General features: G+C 40.2%; 18 protein-coding genes. 15 read left to right on the top strand and 3 right to left on the bottom strand.

The genetic code is table 11. The features are described 5' to 3' along the window. Positions 1–7 precede the first annotated feature (7 nt). The 7 genes from PAND9192_RS10395 to PAND9192_RS10365 all read left to right on the top strand — a co-directional run bounded on the left by PAND9192_RS10395 (position 8) and on the right by PAND9192_RS10365 (position 9,584). Complete coding sequence (locus PAND9192_RS10395; protein WP_087853751.1) at positions 8–430, top strand: hypothetical protein; 423 nt, start codon at positions 8–10, stop codon at positions 428–430. Between the two features lie 256 nt (positions 431–686). Next, positions 687–3,149 carry a beta-mannosidase gene (locus tag PAND9192_RS10390; protein ID WP_087853750.1) on the top strand — a complete coding sequence of 821 codons (2,463 nt, stop codon included), beginning with the start codon at positions 687–689 and terminating at the stop codon, positions 3,147–3,149. Between the two features lie 284 nt (positions 3,150–3,433). Continuing rightward, entirely contained in the window at positions 3,434–5,098 is a 1,665-nt protein-coding gene (locus tag PAND9192_RS10385; RefSeq protein WP_200817812.1) for an ABC transporter substrate-binding protein, read from the top strand. Positions 5,099–5,238: 140 nt separating this feature from the next. Next, positions 5,239–6,225, top strand: coding sequence for an ABC transporter permease (locus PAND9192_RS10380; RefSeq protein ID WP_060996890.1), 987 nt, complete (start codon positions 5,239–5,241; stop codon positions 6,223–6,225). 1 nt (position 6,226) lies between these two features. Then, on the top strand, positions 6,227–7,249 hold the full coding sequence (locus tag PAND9192_RS10375) for an ABC transporter permease (protein ID WP_087853748.1): 1,023 nt from the start codon (positions 6,227–6,229) through the stop codon (positions 7,247–7,249). Further along, positions 7,249–8,643, top strand: coding sequence for a M17 family metallopeptidase (locus tag PAND9192_RS10370; RefSeq protein ID WP_087853747.1), 1,395 nt, complete (start codon positions 7,249–7,251; stop codon positions 8,641–8,643). The genes PAND9192_RS10375 and PAND9192_RS10370 overlap by 1 nt, the downstream gene beginning before the upstream one ends. Before the next feature lie 14 nt (positions 8,644–8,657). Beyond that, a complete protein-coding gene (locus tag PAND9192_RS10365; protein ID WP_087853746.1) occupies positions 8,658–9,584 on the top strand; it encodes a glycosylasparaginase in 927 nt (308 codons plus the stop codon). Positions 9,585–9,668: 84 nt separating this feature from the next. Here the strand turns inward: PAND9192_RS10365 and PAND9192_RS10360 are convergent, their stop codons facing one another. Next, the gene (locus PAND9192_RS10360; protein WP_087853745.1) at positions 9,669–9,941 is read right to left on the bottom strand and encodes a hypothetical protein; all 273 of its coding nucleotides are present in this window, start codon (positions 9,939–9,941) and stop codon (positions 9,669–9,671) included. A gap of 305 nt (positions 9,942–10,246) precedes the next feature. Here PAND9192_RS10360 and PAND9192_RS10355 point away from each other — a divergent pair, with 305 nt between their 5' ends. Continuing rightward, positions 10,247–11,068: a hypothetical protein gene (locus tag PAND9192_RS10355; RefSeq protein WP_234999067.1), complete on the top strand. Its 822-nt coding sequence runs from the start codon at positions 10,247–10,249 to the stop codon at positions 11,066–11,068. 61 nt (positions 11,069–11,129) lie between these two features. Here the strand turns inward: PAND9192_RS10355 and PAND9192_RS10350 are convergent, their stop codons facing one another. Together PAND9192_RS10350 and PAND9192_RS10345 are read right to left on the bottom strand one after the other, a co-directional pair. Then, entirely contained in the window at positions 11,130–13,592 is a 2,463-nt protein-coding gene (locus tag PAND9192_RS10350) for a GH92 family glycosyl hydrolase (RefSeq protein WP_087853743.1), read from the bottom strand. Between the two features lie 237 nt (positions 13,593–13,829). Then, complete coding sequence (locus PAND9192_RS10345; RefSeq protein WP_087853742.1) at positions 13,830–14,741, bottom strand: LysR family transcriptional regulator; 912 nt, start codon at positions 14,739–14,741, stop codon at positions 13,830–13,832. A gap of 162 nt (positions 14,742–14,903) precedes the next feature. Between PAND9192_RS10345 and PAND9192_RS10340 the strand changes: the two genes are divergently transcribed. From PAND9192_RS10340 to PAND9192_RS10310, 7 genes are all read left to right on the top strand, one after another. Further along, positions 14,904–15,296, top strand: coding sequence for a RidA family protein (locus PAND9192_RS10340; RefSeq protein ID WP_087853741.1), 393 nt, complete (start codon positions 14,904–14,906; stop codon positions 15,294–15,296). Between the two features lie 53 nt (positions 15,297–15,349). Continuing rightward, positions 15,350–16,819, top strand: a complete 1,470-nt coding sequence (locus PAND9192_RS10335; RefSeq protein WP_087853740.1) for an aldehyde dehydrogenase family protein — start codon at positions 15,350–15,352, stop codon at positions 16,817–16,819. 11 nt (positions 16,820–16,830) lie between these two features. After that, positions 16,831–17,823 (top strand): membrane dipeptidase, encoded by a 993-nt coding sequence (locus tag PAND9192_RS10330; RefSeq protein ID WP_087853739.1) that lies wholly within the window; start codon positions 16,831–16,833, stop codon positions 17,821–17,823. A gap of 99 nt (positions 17,824–17,922) precedes the next feature. Further along, entirely contained in the window at positions 17,923–19,479 is a 1,557-nt protein-coding gene (locus PAND9192_RS10325; RefSeq protein ID WP_087853738.1) for a BCCT family transporter, read from the top strand. 78 nt (positions 19,480–19,557) lie between these two features. Beyond that, positions 19,558–21,255 (top strand): hypothetical protein, encoded by a 1,698-nt coding sequence (locus PAND9192_RS10320; RefSeq protein ID WP_087853737.1) that lies wholly within the window; start codon positions 19,558–19,560, stop codon positions 21,253–21,255. Next, complete coding sequence (locus tag PAND9192_RS10315) at positions 21,252–21,989, top strand: DUF3726 domain-containing protein (protein ID WP_087853736.1); 738 nt, start codon at positions 21,252–21,254, stop codon at positions 21,987–21,989. The genes PAND9192_RS10320 and PAND9192_RS10315 overlap by 4 nt, the downstream gene beginning before the upstream one ends. Positions 21,990–22,481: 492 nt before the next feature. Beyond that, positions 22,482–23,108, top strand: a complete 627-nt coding sequence (locus PAND9192_RS10310) for a hypothetical protein (RefSeq protein ID WP_087853735.1) — start codon at positions 22,482–22,484, stop codon at positions 23,106–23,108. Positions 23,109–23,147: the final 39 nt, after the last annotated feature.

Genomic DNA, 23,147 nt, shown 5'->3' with positions numbered 1-23,147 from the left:
TAAATAAGTGAAAAAATATCTTCAAGCACTAATCGTGATTGGTGCTTTAAATATCAGTTGCTCGGCAATAGCAAACACAGTATCAGCAATGTCATCACCATTAGCTATTACCTTTTCTCCACAACAAACAAGCTATAAATACAGTGGCGTTATTCATAATGATGTAACGAATGATTTTAGTTTTTATGGTCATCAAGGTCAGAAAATTACCACATTAGTTAGCAGTGACAGCACTAAATTATGGGTAACAATCAAGCACCCTAAAATGAAACAGGCTGTCGATATTTCAGCCATTTCAACCAATCCTAATCAACACGATACCTATACCTTACCGTTTACAGGTCAATATCATATTGCGATTGGTGAATATCCTACGATCAGTAAACGTAATTCAAGCCAAAATTATAGTTTCAGCATCAATATCAAATAAATACCGCTATATTTTAAATGACATTGGGCTTCAGTTTATGACAATGTCATTTAAAACTATTCATCAGGCACCTATAAATTTGCAGTGTTTGTTTAATCAGTAAATATATTTAACATGGTCACATATCCATCAACTAGGTACAAAAGTCCAGTGATTGCATGCTTAATCCACTGCTAATTCAATTTACATCGTAATACACTTCTATTTCATTGTGTTTCGTCTCGTTTCATTTTCACACAATAATAAGGATTGTTACGTGTCTCATATTTCATTAGACGGTCAGTGGACGCTCACTTCACCTCAGCATTCTCATATTTATACTACGTGCACCTTACCTGGTGATGTTCACTCCGCTCTTATTAACGCAGAGTTATTACCTCAGCCTTATTATGGCTGCAATGAAACCTTAATTCAGTGGGTAGGTGAAAGTGAATGGTTACTTACTCGCGAGTTTACGGTTGATAGCAATCTACTTGATGCCACAGCAATAGATTTGAATTTATCGTTTGTTGATACCATGGCGAGTATCTACGTTAACGGTACGCAAGTATTAAGCTGCAGTAATATGTTTCGCTGCTATCAGGTCGATATTCTGCCCTACCTACAACAGGGCACTAATCACATCAGTATTGCATTAGCCCGTAATGATATTGAAGCCCAACGCCGCGCAGATAGGTTGCCTTTTGCTGTGCCATGGGCAGTCGGTAATAATCAGATCCCACACCTAAATACTCTTCGTAAAACCCAATGTCATGCAGGGTGGGACTGGGGCATTTGTTTATTATCTACGGGGGTATACAACTCACTAACACTTACTCCTGTTTATAGCACTCGTTTACAACATGTACGCACCCAACAAACATGGTTAGCGAATGGTGATTGTGACGTCACATTGACAGTTGATTGTGATATTTTAGCTGAACAAACCACGCAAATACTTGAAATTAACTTTGATAAACAAGTACACACTATTGCGATTGATGCCGCAGTTAAAGGGCCTCAAACCATCACTATTACAGTTACGGTTACTGATCCACAACGTTGGTGGCCAGCAGGTTATGGTGACCAACCGCTATACCCATTAACTGTCACCCTTAATAATCACACTATCACTAAGAAACTCGGTCTACGTGAATTAACCCTAGATACCCAAGTCGATGCCATTGGCAGTGCGATGACATTTGTGGTTAACGGCAATCCCATTACTGCGAAAGGTGCCAATTGGATCCCTCTTGATGCCCTACCGAGCCGCCAAACGCCTGAGCGTTACCGACAATTATTAGAAGATGCGGTCGCAGCTAACATGAATATGATCCGTGTTTGGGGCGGCGGCATGTATGAGCACGATATCTTTTATGAGTTGTGCGATGAACTCGGATTATTAGTGTGGCAAGATCTGATGTTTGCCTGCGCGTTATATCCATCGACACCAGAATTTCTAGCAGATGTTGAATTAGAAATTGTTGACCAAGTTAAACGCTTAGCCGATCACCCTGCTCTCGCTTTGTGGTGTGGTGATAACGAGGTTATTGGCGCAATTGGCTGGTATGACGAATCTAAACACAACCGTGAAAAATACGTGGTCAACTACGACCGTTTAAATCGCATGTTGCAACAAGTGGTTGAACAATACGATCCTAGCCGTCGTTTTTGGGCCAGCTCGCCGTGCAATGGTGAATTAGATTTTGGTGATGCATGGCACGATGACAACCGTGGCGATATGCATTTTTGGGATGTGTGGCACTCGGGTAAATCATTTGACGCTTATCACAGTGTAAAACCACGTTTTTGTTCCGAATTTGGTTATCAATCATGGCCTTCTTTACCGACGGTAAAAACCTTTGCTGATGATGAAGATTGGAACGTTACTTCACCAACGTTTGAACAACATCAAAAGAACGGTCGCGGTAATAGCATTATCACTGAAATGTTTACCCGCTATTTCCGCTTTCCGGTTGGCTTTGCCAATATGCTCTATTTAAGCCAAGTACAACAAGCAATAGCGATTAAAACCGCGTCTGAGTTTTGGCGAGCACATAAACAACATTGTCGCGGCATTCTCTATTGGCAACTTAATGATTGTTGGCCGGTGAGTTCATGGTCAAGTATTGAATATACTGGGCGTTGGAAACAACTGCACCACCATGCTAAACGTTTCTTTGCACCTGTGATGGCGACATTTATTCAGCCTCCCCAACAGCCATTATGCTTACATGTGGTTAATGACCATCATCAATCAATGCCAATTACCGGAAAGGTGATCAAGGTAGATTGGCAAGGTAATGTGCTTGAAACTTGGGCTCTAGATACTCAGTTAGACCCTGATAGCAGCACCATTTTATGGCAATCTGATCAACAGTTAACAACCACTGCAGCTAAACAGGTATTTTACCACGTACGCTTAACCTGTGCTGATGGTAGCGTGACTGAAAATGACCATTACCCATGTTTATTTAAACACGCACAATTGCAACAGCCAGCAATCACTGTTGAATGGCACCAAGATAACGATGCAATTTGGTTAGAATTAGACTGTGACTATCCGGCATTATTTGTTGAACCACAACTTGAGTGCCAAGGTCGTTTTAGTGATAGTAGCTTTACCTTATTACCAAGTCATATTAGTGGCTATAAACAGCGAATTTATTATAAAGGTGAATGTAATCTTGAAATATTAAAACAAAGTTTAACCTTATATCACCTTCGTGGTAGTTATTAATTTATAAATTAAACTAACCACTATTTTAAATAATACCTATACGCATATTATTATATGCGTATCTTGTTACAGCTGTTATTTATTATTTGTTTATACCTATTGCCTTTTAAAATATAAAAATGAGATCAGTATTTGATTAAATAAATAATAAAACTAAAAAATAACATTTGCGACAATGTTCAAGTTAATTATCGTAAAAAGAAATAATAGTAATTAATACAAACGCTCCACTTTCATCATGCTTATACGGAATTGATACCCTACATTTATAATAAGGAATCTTCATGATCATAAATAAAGTGCATACGCTAGCGTTAGCAGTATTGGCGGCATTATGTGCCCCAACAACTTTTGCAGCTGAAAAAAATCAACTAACAATTGTAGCTGATTTTTATCCCACCATGATACGTAACTTTAACCCTTACCTCGCAACCAATTTACGTACTACAACTGACTTTATTTATGAGCCATTGGTTGTATTTAACCAAATGCATGGTAATAAACCGGTGATGCGATTAGCTAAGAATTACTACATGTCAGACGATCTAATGCAAGTTACGTTTGAGATTCGTGACGGTGTAAAATGGTCTGATGGCACTCCATTTACTGCTGATGATGTGGTGTATTCATTCCAATTGATTCATGACAAACCAGAACTTGATCCAAAAAGTATGGATCGCTGGATCAAAAGCGTTCGCCAACAAGATAACAAGGTTATTTTCGAATTAACTGAAGCGAACTCAAACCTTCCATTTGAAATATCTACCATTCCTATCGTGCCAAAACATATTTGGAAAGATATTGAAAAGCCAGAGTTATTTACCAATGAAAACCCTGTTGGCTCAGGTCCTTTCACTGAAATCGACACTTTTACTCCACAATTATACGTTCAGTGTCGTAACCCTAATTACTGGGATAACGACAACCTTGAAGTCGATTGTTTACGAGTGCCACAAATTGCCAATAACGATCAACTGTTAAACAAAATCATTAAGTCAGAGCTCGACTGGACCAGTGCCTTTATTCCTGACGTTGATGCACTGTATGCTGCACGTAATCCTCATCATAAATACTGGTACCCAGCAGCAAGCACACAAGCATTTATGATGAACTTTAAAACTCCGCATCCGGGTAATAACGAAGCGATTAATACCCTTGATTTCCGTCGTGCGCTATCGATGGCAATTGATCGTCAAAAAATCATTGATGTCGCTTTTTACGGTAATGGCATCGTTAATGATTATGCATCAGGCTTAGGTAAAGGCTTAGAGTTCTGGGCAGATCAAGATATTTATAATAAATACAAAGGCTTTAATACTTTCAATATTGATAATGCCAAAGCATTACTTGCTAAAGCAGGCTTTAAAGATATCGATGGTGATGGTTATGTCGAAACGCCAACCGGTAAAAAAATAGAAATTTCAATCCAATCACCAACAGGTTGGACTGACTTTAATAATACCGTTCAGCTTGGAGTTGAACAGTTACAAATGGCGGGAATCGATGTTAAAGCCAAAACCTCTGACTTTGCGGTTTATAACCAAGCGATGACCAATGGTACTTATGATATGGCTTATACCAACTACTTTAACGGTGCCGATCCATATCGTTACTGGAACAGTGCTTATCATTCACGTTATCAAGAAGGTGCGAGCATGCCACGCTTTGCCATGCACTTCTTTAAAAATGCTGAACTTGATCAATTGCTAGATAATTTCTATAAAACAGCCAATCAAGATCAACAAAAAATCATTGCGCATAAAATTCAAAAGATTATTGCTGAAAACCAAATCACCATTCCTGTTATGTCAGGAGTTGATGTCTACCAATTTAATGAAAGCCGTTTTACCGGTTGGTGGAGCACAGAAAACCCTAAAGGCCGTCCACTAGCATGGGCTGGTGTACCTGAGCGTTTATTACACGTCTTAGATTTAAAACCAAAAGCCTAATACCAAATAGTGCCGTCATCTTTTCGATGACGGTATTTATTTAATGGCTAGGAATACATGGCTTTATTAATACTGTTGTTATTTAACAGCAGCATTTTAATTGTTATGTCTCTAACAAATCTTTATTAGGAATAAATACGATGGGCTTTTTCTTTCGGCGATTATCATTTTATTTTATCGCATTAATATTTGCAGCAACATTAAACTTTATATTACCCAGAGCAATGCCGGGTGATCCTGTGACAATGATGTTTGCCAATGCAACCTCACATGTTAGCCCTGAACGTATTGAAGCAATGAAAAAACTGCTTGGTTTTGTTGACGGCCCATTATACGAGCAATATTTTTCTTATCTTGCCAATATATTTACCGGTCAATGGGGAACATCAATTAAATTCTACCCATTATCGGTAAATGATCTCCTTGGTAGCGCGATTGGCTGGTCATTATTTTTAACCGGAACGGCGGTCGTTTTATCATTTTGCATAGGTTCTGTGATGGGCATTTTTGCCGCTTGGCGTCGTGGCAGTTATTACGACACTTTTATTTCGCCAAGTACACTGGTGGTGCAATCTATTCCTTCGGTGGTGATTGCGATGCTAGTAATGTTCACCTTTGCGATTGGCTTAGAATGGTTTCCGATTGGCAATGCGTATACCTCTGGCACTACCCCTGATTGGTCTAGTTGGGCGTTTTATAAAGATGTAATGTATCACGCCGCATTGCCTTTACTATGTGCCACTGTCAGCCAAATTGGCGGCTTTTTAATTAGCATGCGTAATAACATGATCAACTTGCTTAACGAAGACTTTATTACCATGGCCAAAGCCAAAGGATTAAGTGAGCATCGGGTTATTTTTAACTATGCCGCGCGTAATGCGATGCTACCAAGTGTCACCGCATTATCAATGGCTTTAGGTACTGCTATCAGTGGTCAATTAATTGTTGAAATGATCTTTAACTATCCCGGCCTTGGAACGGTATTGTTAAATGCAATTCACGCTCGTGATTACCAAGTACTGCAAGGACAATTATTACTGATGACCTTATTTATGTTGTTCTTTAACTTTATGGCCGATCTGTTAATTGTACTGTTAGACCCCCGTCTACGTAAGGGAGATCGATAACATGAAAGGCATTATTCAATTATTAATTCGAAATCCTAAGTCATTAACTGGATTATGTATTTTAGTGATGTTTGTGTTAGCGGCTCTGTTTGCGCCAATGATCACTAACCATGCACCCGATAGAGGTACTGGCAACCCACATGAATACCCTGCGTTTGTGGTGAAAGCTGCCCAAAATAATCCTGATGGGTGGATTGCGAAAAACTTGGCCACCAATAAACGCACCCTACTGATGTCCAAAAAAGCCGACCATATTCTCGGCACAACTCGTATGGGACGTGATGTATGGTCACAATTAATCTACGGTGCACGCACATCGCTTGCGGTTGGTTTAGGTGCAGGGGTTTTAGTGTGTTTTCTAGCAACCTTAATTGGCGTTTCTGCGGGCTATTTTGGCGGCAAAGTCGATGAAATTCTAACTGCAGCCATGAACATCATGCTGGTGATCCCCCAATTACCGTTACTGTTTATTATTGCGGCGTTTATCGGTCAAGCTGGGCCATTTACGATAGCAATTGTTATTGCCATCACCTCCTGGGCATGGGGGGCGCGAGTGGTACGATCTCAAACCTTATCCCTACGCGAAAAAGAGTTTATTCGTGCGGCAGAAGTATTAGGCGAGTCACCGTGGCGAATTATTGCGGTAGAGATCTTACCTAACCTAATGTCGATTGTTGGTGCCAGCTTTATTGGCTGTGTACTGTTGGCAATCATGACTGAAGCGAGTTTATCGTTCCTTGGTCTTGGCGATCCTAATGCGATCAGTTGGGGCGTGATGCTATATAACGTTCAGACCTCTTCGTCGATGTTGATTGGTGCATGGTGGGAAATTCTCGCTCCATGTCTGGCATTAATTTTTATAGCCATCGGGTTATCGTTATTAAACTTTGCCGTAGACGAGATTGCCAACCCACAATTACGTTCACACAAAGGCATGCGCCGCTGGCAGCAACGTAGTGATGAAACCCTGATAGCCACTCAAACTGAAATGCCTCACCCTGTTACTGATGGCGGAACAAGATAATGAATAGCAGCTTATTAACCTTTACTTTTGCTCGTACTCAACACTGCGATCAATTAACCCGTACTATTTACCTAACATCAAAAACGAATAAACAATTAACCCTCAACCAAGATGTGAGTGATTTTAATGCTGAGATCAGCAAAGCGGTATTTACCGTGGCAGATATTCAAGATATTGGCTATTTAATCGCAACCACATTTACTCAAGCGACAACGTTACAACTGTGCATTGATGACACTATTGCTGGTCAATTTAATCATCAAGACTGGATCAAATGGCTCTCGTTTGGACTGGCGTTATCCAGCTATCGTTATCACCATAGCAATAGCCCGCTGTTAGCGCCAACAATGGCAGATTTCGATCTACTTAACGCCACTAGCGACGATAATAATGCATTTGAAAACGGTCGAATTCTGGCACAGAGCCAGCTCATCGCGCGTGAATTAATCAACAAACCAGGCAATGTTATTTATCCACAATCCTTTGTCGAGGCTGTAGAAGCGTTAGCGATTAATAACATTGAGTTATCTTACCTTGATGATGCGATGATGCTTGAACAAGGCTTTGGTGGCTTAATGAGCATTGCTCAAGGTAGTGATCGCGAAGCACGGTTATTATGCCTTGATTATCATCCACAAAACCCTCAATTAACAGTGGCATTAGTCGGTAAAGGGGTCACGTTTGATTCTGGTGGTATTAGCATTAAACAACCGCGCTATATGAGTACCATGAAGGTGGATATGGGCGGCGCGGCAGCCGTTGTTGGCGCATTAAACGCTATCGCCCAACTTCAATTACCAATTCGTGTGATTGGATTGTGTGGCTTAGTAGAAAACATGCCATCAGGCACAGCGATTAAGCCCGGTGATGTGGTCACTATGCTCAATAAAACCAGTGTCGAAATCATTAGCACTGATGCCGAAGGACGAATGGTATTAGCCGATGTGCTTCATTATGCCCAACAGCAGTATCAACCGGACTATTTAGTTGATATTGCGACCTTAACCGGTGGCACAGGGATTGCGCTAGGAAAAGCTTTTGCCTCATTAATGGGCAATAACGATGACTTTATTGCCCATGCAAAAACAGCAGGTCAAGCATGCTCAGAGCCATTATGGCCAATGCCTAGCGGTGACATGTTTAGCACCGCGTTAGACAGCGATTTTGCTGATCTTCGCCACGGTAGTGAAGAGCCTGATGGCAGCCCATGCGTGGCAGCGACCTTTTTATCACACTTTATCGAGCCCAATCAAAAGTGGATCCATATTGATTCAGCGGCAATGTCATTTATGACTCATCGTAAAATTTACGCCAAAGCCACCACAGGCTACGGTACGCTGTTATTAACCGAACTCTGCCAACAGTTGATCTTGCAAGATCAGTTGCACCAATAACAAGGAAGTTAACCATGATCTTATTAGCAAATTCAGAAGCCTACCCTGGCATTGAAGCATCAGCTCGTCGTCTACAAGCAGGTGAAGAAGGCTTACGTGCATTAGTTGAAGGTATTAAGCTGGTTGAGTTAGATCCACGCGTACGTACTGTCGGTTACGGTGGCTGGCCAAATGTACTTGGCGAAATGGAGCTCGACGCCTCAGTAATGGATGGTGATAGTTTACGAACTGGTGCTGTTGGCGCATTAAAAGGCTACATCCACCCGATTGAAGTCGCCTATAAAGTCATGACAGATCTCAACCATGAAATTTTAGTCGGTGAAGGTGCAGCTATTTTTGCCAATGAAATTAATGCGGTTGCAGGCAATAATCTTATCGAAGATTCAAAACAAGTGTGGTGGGAAAAGCTAGAACAAGCAATGACACCAGAGCAACAAGCGGCATTTCCTAATGTGCCACTCGCGCCACTGTCTAACAATGCTACCGATCCTGAGCGTGTACGTGATACTACGGTTTTTCTAAGCAGTGACATTAACTGCAAAATTACCGCCGCAACGTCTACTTCAGGTTGGGCATGGAAATACCCCGGTCGCTTAGGTGACAGTCCAATTATTGGTGCCGGATCGTATGCTGATAGTCGTTATGGTGCTTGTGCTTGTACTCACACTGGAGAAATGAGTATCCGCTGTTCAACTGCCCATGCGGTAGTGTTATACATGAAGATGGGAATGACGTTAGATGAAGCCGTCTATGAAGCGATTCGTGATCTCGATTATCTCAAAGATGGCTATACCGAAGGTGTTACTATTCATGCGATTGATTGCCATGGTAATCACAAAGTGGTGAGCTTAAATTGTCCAGGCAATATTACTTACTGGTTGTGGCAAACAGGCATGGATAAACCAGAAGAGCGCCAAGCTGAAGTTATCATGACCAAATAATAATAGCGCTCTTCAAAATCAATAACACCCTGCAGTGAACCTACTAGCAGGGTGTTGTTATATAGATGATTACTGTTGTTATTTTTATTTATTAACTATAAATCCCCGCACTCTTTGCCACCAAAGAGCAAACGAATTATCCACCATATAATCATCGCGAAACGCTTGGCTATCATCCTCTGCAACACTCTTTACATATTGCTTATTATTAACGGTGATAATTTTCGTAAAACTACGCGTATACGGTGATATTTCACGATCTAAAAAGCGTAACGCCTGACGAGGATTTGCGGTCTTGCGTTCTATATCCGGATGATGAGACAAACCATGAGTAATGGTTAACGTAAACGTTGTCATTGTTGCTGTCCTTGAAACGATTGAAAACATCAACAACCGTGAAAATGGGAATCGAAAAAGTGTTGAAATAAAATATACTCGCTCTGGTTTCTTTTAAATATCAGCAATATGTTTCAATTTGTATGAAAGATAAGAAGTTGTAACAAAGTGAGCCATAAAACAATCATCAACAATAGATTCTTAAAAATAAGTCATAGATAACTGTCTAAATTGACTAATTTTTTATGTATTGTCGCCATAATGTAGATTAGCTCATGCCTATATCCAATTACCTAATACCCTCCTTATTATGTGTTAGTGCCTCCATGCTAAGTGGCTGTAATAACGATAACACCAACAGCACAACCACCAATACTGATCCCGCAGCCATCGAAGCACCACCCGCAGATACCGACACAGCGCAAGATCCATCCGTGTTAGCTGTAGTAAACGATGACTGTGATCTCGATAACGTACGATTACTGGATTTTACCCCGTGGCAACGAGAGAACGGTTACTGGGTCGGGGATTACACTTTGCTTGGTGCAGATGGTACACCTCAAGTTTCTAGTCGCTGGCCATATCAATATGATAATTACCAAGGATTTATTCATTTAGAAGTGATTGGAAACAGTATCAAACAGCGCAATGTGTTTTTATACCCGCCCAAAAAAGCCGAGTTATGTGATGAGACAACCATGGCATTAGGTAATGGAATCTGTGGTATTAATGGTAATGAGAAGATCTTTAGTGCCGATCAACAAGCCGCTGATTGTAATGGTAACCTTGCTGGCCCGTTTGAATCTTTTGGTATGACGTTAGATACTAATACCACCTTAATTGGCGATGATACTGTTCTTTACCAAGTACGAATGCCTGATGGCGGTATTATGCAAAACCAATTAACGACCTTACCGCCAAACGATACTCGCGTTCGCACCGCCCAAGGTTTTTTCAACGGTAATCCAACTTATGCCAGCTATTATCGAGAGCGAAAAGTCACTAAAGCCGAGTTCTTTCAATTACTCGCCGCAGCGCGTGCTGAATACAATATTCTTGAGACCGATTACTGCGGTTACGATAATACTAACCAACCCAGCCAAACCAGCTGTGATGACCATTTTGGGTTAAACCTGCCAGCAGACTAATAACAAAAAAGCGTGCTCTTACAAAGAGCACGCTTTGGTTAATACATATAGCGGTAACTAATTAAAAACTTGCCTGCAGTGCTTGCTTTTTATCGCCTGTCATTACAAACCGTAACTCACCACCAGCTTTAATATCGCTGTGCTTAAAGGTTAAGTTAGCACCTAACTCTTGGCCATTAATGGTAACTGACTGGACGTATTTATTCACCGGGCTATTATTATCAGCCACAATGGTAAATTCACCGTCTTTGACATCAATTGACACCTTATCAAACAATGGACGCCCAATTGAATACGTCGGATCCGCTGGTGTTACTTGATAAAAGCCCAAAGCACTCATGATGTACCATGCTGACATTTGTCCTACATCTTCATTACCAATTAAACCTGTTGGCTCAGTGGTATAAAACTGGTTCATGATCTGATCTAAATACTCTTGTGCTTTCCATGGCTCGTCAGTCAAATTGTATAAATATGGAATATGGTGCGAAGGCTCATTACCATGCATATATTGACCAATATAACCGGTTAAATCAGGCAGCTCTTCACCAGTATTTGAAGAGCGAGCAGTAAACAACTCATCTAAATCTTCACGGAATGCTTTTTCTGGCGTTGTTTCTTTATTGTTAGCTATATCAGCAGCATAGATTTCTTGCTTTAGGCGCTCAAAGTCATGCATAGGTTGGAACTTCCATTGCCATGCATTACCTTCAGTAAAGGCGAACTCATCAACAAAATATGGGTCAAATGGTAATAATGGGCATTGCTCCATCTCTTTACTACTACCATTATTTTGTACCACATCAACCATTACGCATTCATCTTTACGTGACTCATCAATAGGCTGATTAAATTGTGATGCAGGTTTATTCGGGCTAACACTTAATGGATGGTTCTTTGGACGTAAGAAACTCGTTTCTTTATCCCAGTGATGCAACCAATTATCAGCACGCACTAAAAACTCATTCTGCAGTTTGGTATCACCCGTCATACGGGCAATTTCCGATACCGCCCAATCGCCATAAGCAAACTCTAAAGTATAAGACGCTGAGTTCCAGTAGCCATGGTGAACAAAGCCATTTTCTTCATAGACTTTTACTTGCACCACATTTGCGGCACCAATATTTTGATCATCCGTCCAATCAGGAAATTCACTTTCTTCATGATAACGCGCGGTAAATTCAGCCGCTTCTAACGCATCTTGAGCATCAACATTTAAATCTTTTGCCATTGCATCAGCAATAATAGAAATAGCCGGGAAGCCAATCATAGTACCCGTATAATGGCCTTGCAGTTCCCACTTAGGTAACATGCCACCATCTTTATATTTACGAATTAAATCATTAGCATATTCTGTTGCGCGTTGTGGATTAATAATGGTTTGTAATGGATGGAAAGCACGGAAAGTGTCCCACATTGAATACACTGAATAATTAGGTGTATCACCCGCGTCTTTTATTTCTTGAGTACGCATAGCGCGATATTTACCATCAACATCTTGGAAAATCATCGGTGCAATCGAAGCGTGGTACATCGCGGTATAGAAAATCTGCTTTTGATCTTCGGTGCCGCCTTCAACTTCAACCTTAGCTAACTCGTTATGCCACGCCTGTTGAGATTGCGCTAACACATTATCAAAGCCCCAGTCGGGAACTTCGGTATTAAGGTTATTTTCTGCGCCTTCAATACCCGTAGGAGAAAGGCCTACTTTTAATTCTAGAGGCTGATCTGTTGGCGCAAACTCTAAATAAGCAATAGTTTTAACCGCTTCAATATTATCATTATTTAATTTAACGCTCGTTTCAACACCGTCAATTAATGCGGTTGCTTTTACAATTGGCTGATTAAATTTAGCATAAAAATAAATATGTTGGTTATTTGCCCAACCATCAGAACTACGCTGACCGCGAACAGTATATTCATCAATAATTTCAAGATTGCCAACCGTGGTACGGTTACCCCAACTCTTATTTAAGGTGTGGTCTAAATCAAATTTAATAAATGGTGTGCTATCTTTCGCGAAGGTATATTTATGATAACCCACGCGCGCAGTGGTGGTCAGTTCAGCTTTAATCTCACCACGATTTAACTCAACCGCATAATAACCAGCCTCTGCCGTTTCATTAGCTTTATCAAAAGTATTGTAAGTCGCATTGTTTTTTTCAGTAAACGGCAATACTAAAATATCACCAAGATCTGTAATACCGGTTCCACTTAAATGGGTATGAGAAAAACCATAGACTGGAATATCTTGTTGTTTTCCATGATCAAAATAACCCGCCGCTGATCCCCAACCTTCCATTTCAGTATCAGGGCTTAATTGTACCATTCCCGATGGGAACACCGCCCCAGGGAAAGTATGGCCATCAGCACCAGTACCAATAAAAGGATTTACATATTGTAAATATACGTCTGAAACTTGAGTTGCCTTATCTGTAGATACTGTTGAATTATCAGAATTACAGCCACTTAATCCCATCGCTAATGCAATAGAGAGTGCCACTGGGCTCAGTTTATTTATCATTATTATCGACCTATATTATTTATTATGGGGAAGCGACGAAAATAAATATTCCGTCAACTTACTATTTATCGATAATAAAAATAAACCTCACACTTAAGTAGTAGCAAAATAATACATTCACTGGACTTTTATCGCTAAATACTTTTTTAGTGATATTGCTTCAATCTCAATATTATTATTTCTCCACCTATTAAAAATAATCATTGATTAGCTTGTTACATACGATTAAAGCGTCTGCTAATTAAACGATGAATGATTAAATTGGTTTAAATTAATCTTATTTAATTCCTGTAAACATAACTGATAAAAAGCCTCTGCTTGAGGTGATATTTGTCTTTCTTTGAAGCGTAATATGCCAATTATTCGCTCAATACTTGGATCGTTTAACGGAATCCACGTTAGTTTTTGATGATGAGATGGAAACGCTAATTTAGGTAATATGGTAATCCCGATCCCTAATTCTAGGATTGAAAATAATGAGGTAATATTTTCAACCGAATACAATGCATGATCAAATAACACTCGTGCTGGAGTATTGTCTAATAATTGGCATGTTCCATTAATAATAAATGGAAAGGCACGTAATTGTTGCCATGATAGCCCTTGTGTACAACATGCTAAAGGGTGATCAGCTAGACAAACTACCCCCAGCGGGTCGGATAATAATGGCGTAAAATCAATATTATTATCATTAATATGAAGGCAATGACCGACAGCTAAATCAACTTCTCCTGCTAATAATCGAGCTTCAATGCCTATCGCATTATCATCAATTAAAGAGACTTCAACATTTGAATGACTCTCAGTAAAACTCGCCATTACCTGTGGAATTAATTTGGCCGCCACCGATGGTACACTTGCGATACGTACTTTTCCCCTCTGACCAATAGCTGTCGCCCACAAATCACTTTCAAGATCTTGATACTGTTTCATAAAATGCTGAATTTTAGGTAAACATGCCTCACCAAAAGGGGTTAATTTCACTTTATGTCCAGCTTCAAATAACCGTTGACCCAGAATTTTATCCAGTTCTTTTACTGAGGTAGATAACGCTGCTTGTGAACGATTAGCACGTACTGATGCAGCTCGAAAACCGCCATGCTCAACCACCAGCAAAAAATACTTCAATTGCTGTAACTTTATATCCATAGCAACAATCACTCTCTCTAATTATCGGTAAATGGCATTCTTTAAGTCACAACCGATAAAATAAATTTATCAAAAGTGAAAAATAAACCATTCGATTTATCATCAATTATTCAGCACAATTTAACCAAATAAAAACATTATCGTTACATAAAAAGGTGAGTTATGTCTGATACCTCCATCAAAAAGTCGATAAAGACTGAGCTATTTACCTCTAAAGCACCACTTGAATGGGCTATTGTTAATAATGGAACGTTATACACAACGCAGATCCCAATCGATAGTAGTGGCACCGTCGTCAGCGGAGGTATTGAAGCCCAAACTCATCAAGTATTCACTAACTTAATCCATACCCTTGAGTGTGCCAACGTCGATTCTAATGCAGTACTGCAAGTGATTATTTATGTTACAGATCGCCGTTATCTCAATACGGTCAATACTATTTATGCTGATTATTTCTCAGCACCTTATCCAAACCGTGCCGCGATTGTTGTCGCAGGCCTCGCTCGTGAAGAAATGCTGGTTGAATTTGTTGTTTATGCTGCGGTCAGTCAATAGCACTCTCCATTTTGCATAGTTATCCCTTTACTGAACCGAACAAGGATATGTCGATGTCATACTCTAAACATAGTCTCCGCTCACAGGCTGAAAATGCACTGTATATTGATGGTCAGTGGCACAATGGCACCACAACGATCAATAATATTAATCCCTCCGATACCTCTGACAGTCTTGGTCATTTTGCTCAAGCTAGTTCACAACAACTGCAACATGCTATCGATGCTGCTAGAACAGCTCAACCAACATGGGAAAAAACGCCGTTAGAACACAAACAACGCATCCTCCAAGCCATCGGTGATGAGCTGATTGCACGCTGTGATGAATTAGGAACATTACTCTCACGTGAAGAAGGTAAACCGTTTGCTGAAGGACGTGGTGAAATCTATCGTGCTGGGCAATTTTTTCAGTATTTTGCTGCTGAGGTACTACGCCAAATGGGCGATCTTGCCACTTCAACTCGCCCCGGTGTTTCTGTTGAAGTTAGCCGTGAAGCTGTCGGAGTTGTCGCCATTATCTCACCGTGGAATTTCCCAACAGCCACTGCAGCATGGAAAATAGCACCAGCATTAGCATTTGGTAATAGTGTTATTTGGAAACCAGCCAATCTCACCCCCGCCAGTGCCGTCGCCCTTACTGAAATTATTGATCGTCAAGGCCTACCACCTGGTACCTTTAATCTTATTTTAGGTAGCGGCAGTGATATTGGTGACGCTCTTATCCATTCAAATCAAATTAATGCGGTGAGTTTTACAGGCTCTGTCGATACCGGTCGTAAAGTCGCCACAGCAACCGCGCCTAACTTTGTACGCTGTCAACTTGAGATGGGCAGTAAAAATGCATTAGTGATTGCCGATGATGCAGACATTGATATCGCTGTCGAAGCAACCATTATGGGATCGTTTTCAGGCACAGGACAAAAGTGTACTGCCTCTTCCCGCTTAGTGGTAATGGACAACATTCATGATGCTTATGTCGAAGCCCTGATTGACCGTATCCATACTCTAAAAGTCGGTCATGCTCTTGAGGATGGTATTTTTATGGGGCCAGTTGTTGATGGTAACCAATTAAAATCTAATATGAATTGGGTTGAAAAAGCCCAACAACAAGGCGCTGAATTAGGCTGTGGTGGCGAACAACTAACCCGCGCTCATGACGGTTTTTATATGGCACCAACATTGTTCTTAAATACCGATAACCATTGGAGTATTAACCAAGAAGAAGTCTTTGCGCCATTGGCTTGTGTTATTCGAGTCACCGATATTGAGCACGCAATCGCCACCGTTAATGATACCCGTTTTGGTTTAACTGGCGGTATTGTTACTCAAAGTTTACGTACTAGTGCTTTATTTAAACAGCAAGCACAAACAGGCTGTGTGATGGTTAACCTTCCTACTGCGGGCACTGATTACCATGTTCCTTTTGGCGGTCGCAAACAATCCAGTTTCGGTCCTCGTGAGCAAGGTCAATATGCGAAAGAGTTCTACACCATAGTTAAAACGGCTTATCAACGTCCATACTAAGGAATGCTTGTATGTATAACGATCATATTATTATTGATGGGTTGCAATATTGCCATTGGGATCGCCCCTACTTTAAGCGCTTACAAGCCAGTGGTATCACAGCGGTACACGCAACTATGGTTTATCACGAAGATGCACGACAAACCCTGACTCGGTTTGGTGAATGGAATCGATTATTTGAGCAACATGCAGATCTCATTATGCCAGTACGCAGTGCTGACGATATTAAAATTGCCAAAGCAACGCATAAAGTGGGGATTTTTTTAGGCGCACAAAACTGCTCACCTATTGATGATGAAATTGATTTAATAGCAATCATGCGCCAGCAAGGGCTATTGATCATGCAGCTTACTTATAATAACCAAAGCTTGCTCGCGACCGGGTGTTATGAACAAGAAGATAATGGCGTTACTCGGTTTGGTAAACAAGCTATCGCTGAGATGAATCGCGTTGGTATGATCATCGACATGTCACACAGCGCAGAACGCTCAACCTTAGAAGCGATTGATGTATCATCACGACCAATTTGTATTAGTCATGCTAATCCCTCATTTGCTCATTCAGCACGGCGCAACAAATCCAATCAAGTTATTCGCTCACTTGCTCGACGTAAGGGCTTAATTGGCTTTAGTTTATACCCCTTTCATTTACCTAACGGTAGTCAATGTCGTCTAGATGATTTTTGTCGCATGGTTGCAACCACAGCAGAAATGGTTGGAGTCGAACACCTTGGCATTGGTAGTGATCTATGCTTAAACCAACCACAATCAGTCTTAGAGTGGATGCGTAATGGCCGCTGGTCAAAAACCATGGATTATGGAGAAGGCAATTCTAATAATTCAGGTTGGCCAGAAAGTCTTGCTTGGTTTAATGACCAGCATGGAATGGAGAATATTTATCAAGGACTTATTAAACATGGTTTTAATGATACCGAAACCGCACAGATACTGGGGGGAAATTGGTTTAATTTCTTGCAACAAGGCTTAGTTCCAATAGCACATTAGCAACGAATAACTAAAAAAGAACAAATCCAATCTATTAGGCGTTGTTTTCTGGTCTGAGGAAAGAGCGATCTACTACCTTAGCAATACGGGAGATAGAGCATGTCAGAAAAACCCAATACGATAACCCCCGATCCTATACCACGAACAGCCATCGAAAAATTGGAATTATTAAACCCAGTAATGTGGCTGAGTGGTGGTTTCATTGGCCTTTTTATCGTCACGGCTCTCTATGATAAGACCTTGCTAACAACCATCGTTAACAGCGGCTTTGCTTGGGCTATTACATTCTTTGGGCCTTACTGGCAGGTATTACTATTACTAACATTTTTAATTGGGATTGCGCTTGCCATAGGCAAAACGGGTGGGGTCGTATTAGGTAATCTCGCTAAACCTGAAATTGATGGCTTTCGCTGGGTCGCTATTTTACTGTGTACTTTACTCGCAGGAGGAGGCGTATTTTGGGCGGCGGCAGAACCGATTGCACATTATATTACAGTACCGCCCCTTTATGGCGATCCTGATAATACATGGCAAAGAGCCGTTAATGCTCTAGCACAATCATTTATGCATTGGGGATTTCTCGCTTGGGCAATAACAGGCAGTTTAACCTCAATTGTATTAATGCACCTTCATTATGATAAAGGCTTACCCTTACAACCACGAACATTACTCTATCCATTATTAGGCAAGCGAGCACTCACTGGTGCGACAGGCTCATTAATTGATGCTTGCTGTATTGTCGCTGTCGCCGCTGGCACTATTGGTCCAATAGGCTTTTTAGGATTACAAATAAGTTTTGCTTTAAATAGCTTATTTGATATTCCTAACGGCTTCACGACTCAGCTCATTATTGTGCTATTGGCTATCGTTATTTATACCATTTCAGCCTTAAGCGGTCTAAACCGTGGTATTCAACTTCTCAGCCGCTGGAATGTGATCCTCGCATTAGGGCTAATGATATATATTTTAATTATCGGACCGACAGGGTTCATTATTAATGGTTACCTGCAAGGTGTGGGCACCATGATCAATAACTTTATTCCGATGGCGACCTACCGTGGTGATGAAGCTTGGCTTAGCTGGTGGACAGTTTTTTTCTGGGGCTGGTTTCTTGGTTATGGTCCAATGATGGCGATTTTTATCTCCCGTGTCTCCCGCGGCAGAACCATACGCCAATTAATCTTGATGCTAAATATTTGCGCGCCACTGATCACCTGCTTTTGGTTCACTATCGTCGGTGGTACAGGTATTGCTTTTGAAATGGCCTCCCCAGGCTTAGTTAGCGAAGCGTTTGCAGGGTTCAATTTACCTGGGGCACTACTGGCAATAACCCAGCATCTGCCTTTTCCAACCCTTATTTCAATTCTATTTTTAATTTTAACCACCATCTTCATTGTAACGACCGGCGATTCCATGACTTATACCATCAGTGTTGTGATAAGTGGCGATACTGAGCCTAATGCGTTTATACGAACGTTTTGGGGAATAATGATGGGACTAACGGCAATCATTTTGATCTCTTTAGGTTCAGGCGGAATATCGGCTCTACAGTCATTTATCGTTATCACTGCCGTCCCCGTATCACTAATCTTACTGCCTTCATTGTGGGACGCACCTCGGCTTGCGGCACAAATGGCAAAACAACAAGGACTCTAATCTTAAAGCGTTCATAACATAGCAGCTTATCAAACCTAAATAACAATAAGCCTAAATAACAATAAAAGGGTGAACAACATGAAAACACACAGTTGCAACGCAACCAACATGTCCCTACGCAACCCTGCTGTTGTCATGCAACCTAAAAAGCTCGGCGCAATGCATCAAAACCGCCTTAGCTTTGTACGGATCCTTATTCGTCGTATGGCCAATCAGCAATGGAAAATCACGCCAACAGTGTGGAATATATCTTCGCAAGGATACGGAATCGCCCAATATCGCTTAGATACTCCCAACCAGCATTATCATTTAGTGGTGTTTTCAAATGCCATTAATGATGAAGATCGCAATGATCGTGTTATCGCTGAAAAGTGGGATGTGACATTTGCCTTGGTGATCGGTGATGTCGATGATGTATTGTTTGATCAGCTCCATAATAATGTTCCCCTTCAAGAAGCTGGGCGCTTATCAAGTCAAGTATTGGTACTTGCGCGCGCCAACAAAAGTGTCAGAATATTCAATCACCTCATAGAAAAATTAGCGCAAGGACAACAGCCAGATACTCAGTTACTTGCTGATGTGGGCTACATTCTTCGTACTACTGCTGTTTATGGTAATGGTAAATTTGGTATTGCTGATTTTGAACTCTTAGAAGATAACCCTGATTTAAGTCTCTCTTTTAGTGCGCAGATGTGCGCGGTATATATTCTGCGTCAATTTAGCCTTGACTGGGTACACTTTCTCGCCCAGCAACAAGCAAATGGCAACGCGACAACGTTAGCACGTCCATTACAACGTTATCTTGGTATTGGTAACGCCACAGGGCTCGGTATGGCACCTTATTTAATTCGCCACCCGCGTATTATTGATCAATGGATGACCACCCGTGAAACTGCGATTGCAATTGCGATGGCAAACCCAATAACACCCACCAGCCGCTTACAATTAGCACCATTACTGCAACGTGCCATTGAACATTTACACCAGATAACAACGATTGATGTTTATCAACGTCAGTTAAATGCTGTCGCAATTACCGAGCTTCAAACTATTTTGGAGCAACTCATATTTAGCTCTACCGATGATGGCAATTGGCAACAGCTGTTAGCCAAATACCACCTTATGAGCCAAGAAACGCAAGAGATTTTAACCGCCTGTATCCTTGAGCTATACCCCGAGCAAGTAGACATGCTGGAAAATAATTTCAATGCAGATGAAACCTTATCGTTAAGCACTGGCATCTGCGTTAGCGATCTCATATTGCTCTTACAACAACGCTATCAATGGGCGTTAGAGATTGATTTCTACCAGCCACTTAATCATTACTGGTTTTGGTACCGTTCAAAAGATAAAGAAGAACCTCGTATTGGGATCAGAGGCCAAGAAGTAGGAGAAGAAAAAGAATTAGCACTTGATATTGCTCGACAAGTTTTCTTTTTATATCAAGAACTACAGCGCGCATCACCACAAGAAACTCTTGCGACTTTTTTATTAAAACACCCACAATACCGCGCGATTGCACGCCGAACATGGACGCTTGGCCAATGTGCTATGGGGGATATTCAAATAAATATTCTTGATAAGCACACACTGCCAATACATTTACTTCGGTGTAAATTAGCCATATTTGGCGCAACAAAATTTGATCCTCGCTCTGACCGTTGGTTACGTGTGACCTTTTTTCAAGGTGCTCCACTTTCTGATGAGTTACACCCTGATGAATGGTTATTTCCACTCTTACCAACGACAGCTACAGATATCAAGGAGTTCCCATGATTAACGTTTCTCATAATGAATTAATCACCCAATGCACTAAAGCCTTTGAAGGGTTACAGCGTCAATGTGGTGAATCTGATATGATCGCGAATATGGTGGTTGATTTAGAGATGGTGGGATTAAACGGTGTTTCTCACTTTGTTAATGCACTGCATTTTTTAGCCCTTGAACAAGATGAAGCTGTTTATGTCGAACCTGTTATCGACCAGCAACTCACGGCAAATTTATTTGGCTGTAGTATATTGTGTCATTTACCAAATTTACTTGATTTCACGTTAGATAACTTAGCTAATCGCTCATCTATTGTGCTTAATATCACTCAATGTCATCATCGCTGGCTCGCCTTTAGTGAATTAATTAAACTGGCAGGTAAAGGGCTCTCCGTTAAAGCACAGTGGCTTAATAGTAGTGATTATAAACAAGTCATCTATATATTAAATGCGGGAGAATTATTACCTGAACTCTATATTGTCAATCATAAAGCCACGACAAGTGAATTATTGTCAATAATGGATTTACAGTCACTATCGATAGAGATCAGCAAAAAAACATTTACGTTTCCTTTTATAAAAGAAAATTACCAACATCTTTCATCCTGTGATTTACAAGCTGCAAAACAACATGCGTGGAAACATGGTATATCGATAGCCGTTGAACACTGGCAAATAATAAAAAATGCAGCGAGTGAAATATTAGTGGAATCAAATGAAATATCACCACTGAGTGAAAGCTAATAAACATTGGCCACAAAAAAGCCGTTATACAAAATATAACGGCTTAACTAACGTGATATAAATAATAAGAAAGAACATAAAAGTTAAACAAACAGCATCATATCTATCATCTAAAAAAACAAAACATTCTTTACGAGTTAAATTCAACTCAAAAATAAACAGGTCCGACTTACAAATTGCAAACTCATTATAAAATCATCGTTACTGACAGGTAATAATCTCTTTATTGTTTTTTTATTGCCACACAACACAATACTTAATAAAAGCTTATAACATCAAACATTAAGCAAAAAAAAGCCTCAATAATCAATACGTAGCATATTAATATTTAGCATATAATTTAGCGCAAATATTAAAATAAAGACACATTTATTATCTGAATAAATACTGAATACTATAAAATCAAAATTGCAATGAGAGTCTATTTTTCTTTATGCTAAGCACAATAAACGACAAAAAAAATAACTTTCTATTTATAATAACGGTAATAACATGCGTTCAGATATTAATATAATTATGTCAAAACTTATTAATTTTATTATTCTAGCTATAATACTAACAATACCTATTGCTGTTATTGATTATGATGTTATTTATTTAAAGGATAACATTCCAGAACAATCATTAACTGAATATACACAAGAATTATTATTATTTATTTGTACGATGATATTTTTCTATTTAGGAATAACGAAAGTAATTTATCGTCGTTGTGCTTTTATAGTTGCGGGATTTTTTACCTGTATGCTAATAAGAGAATTAGATCTGTTTTTTGACCAATTGGTTTTTCATGGATTTTGGGTATATCCTGCTGCGGCAATCGCCATTATGGCATTAATATATGCCAACCAACAACGACAACAAACACTGTCCGCTTTAGCTGAATTTATGAGTAATAGCTACTTCCCTATTTTATGTTTAGGCTTAGGTATAACCTTGATTTACTCTCGCTTATTTGGCATGGGTGAAATGTGGCATCTTGTTTTAGGCAACGACTTTCATCGAGTAGTAAAAAATATTGCTGAAGAAAGTTCTGAATTATTGGGTTATTGCTTAATGTTTTATGCCTCCATAAATTACGTTGTCAGTTACCTCAAGTATGACTATGACCACCATTAACAGAAATAATACGCCGACTGTTATGGTTTAAATAGTAAA

Origin of the sequence: Photobacterium andalusiense, assembly GCF_900185625.1 — a bacterium.
GTDB classification, from domain to species: Bacteria; Pseudomonadota; Gammaproteobacteria; order Enterobacterales; family Vibrionaceae; genus Photobacterium; species Photobacterium aquimaris.
The sequence above is the reverse complement of the archived record's forward strand: the minus strand, read 5'-3'. Positions and strand labels throughout refer to the sequence as shown.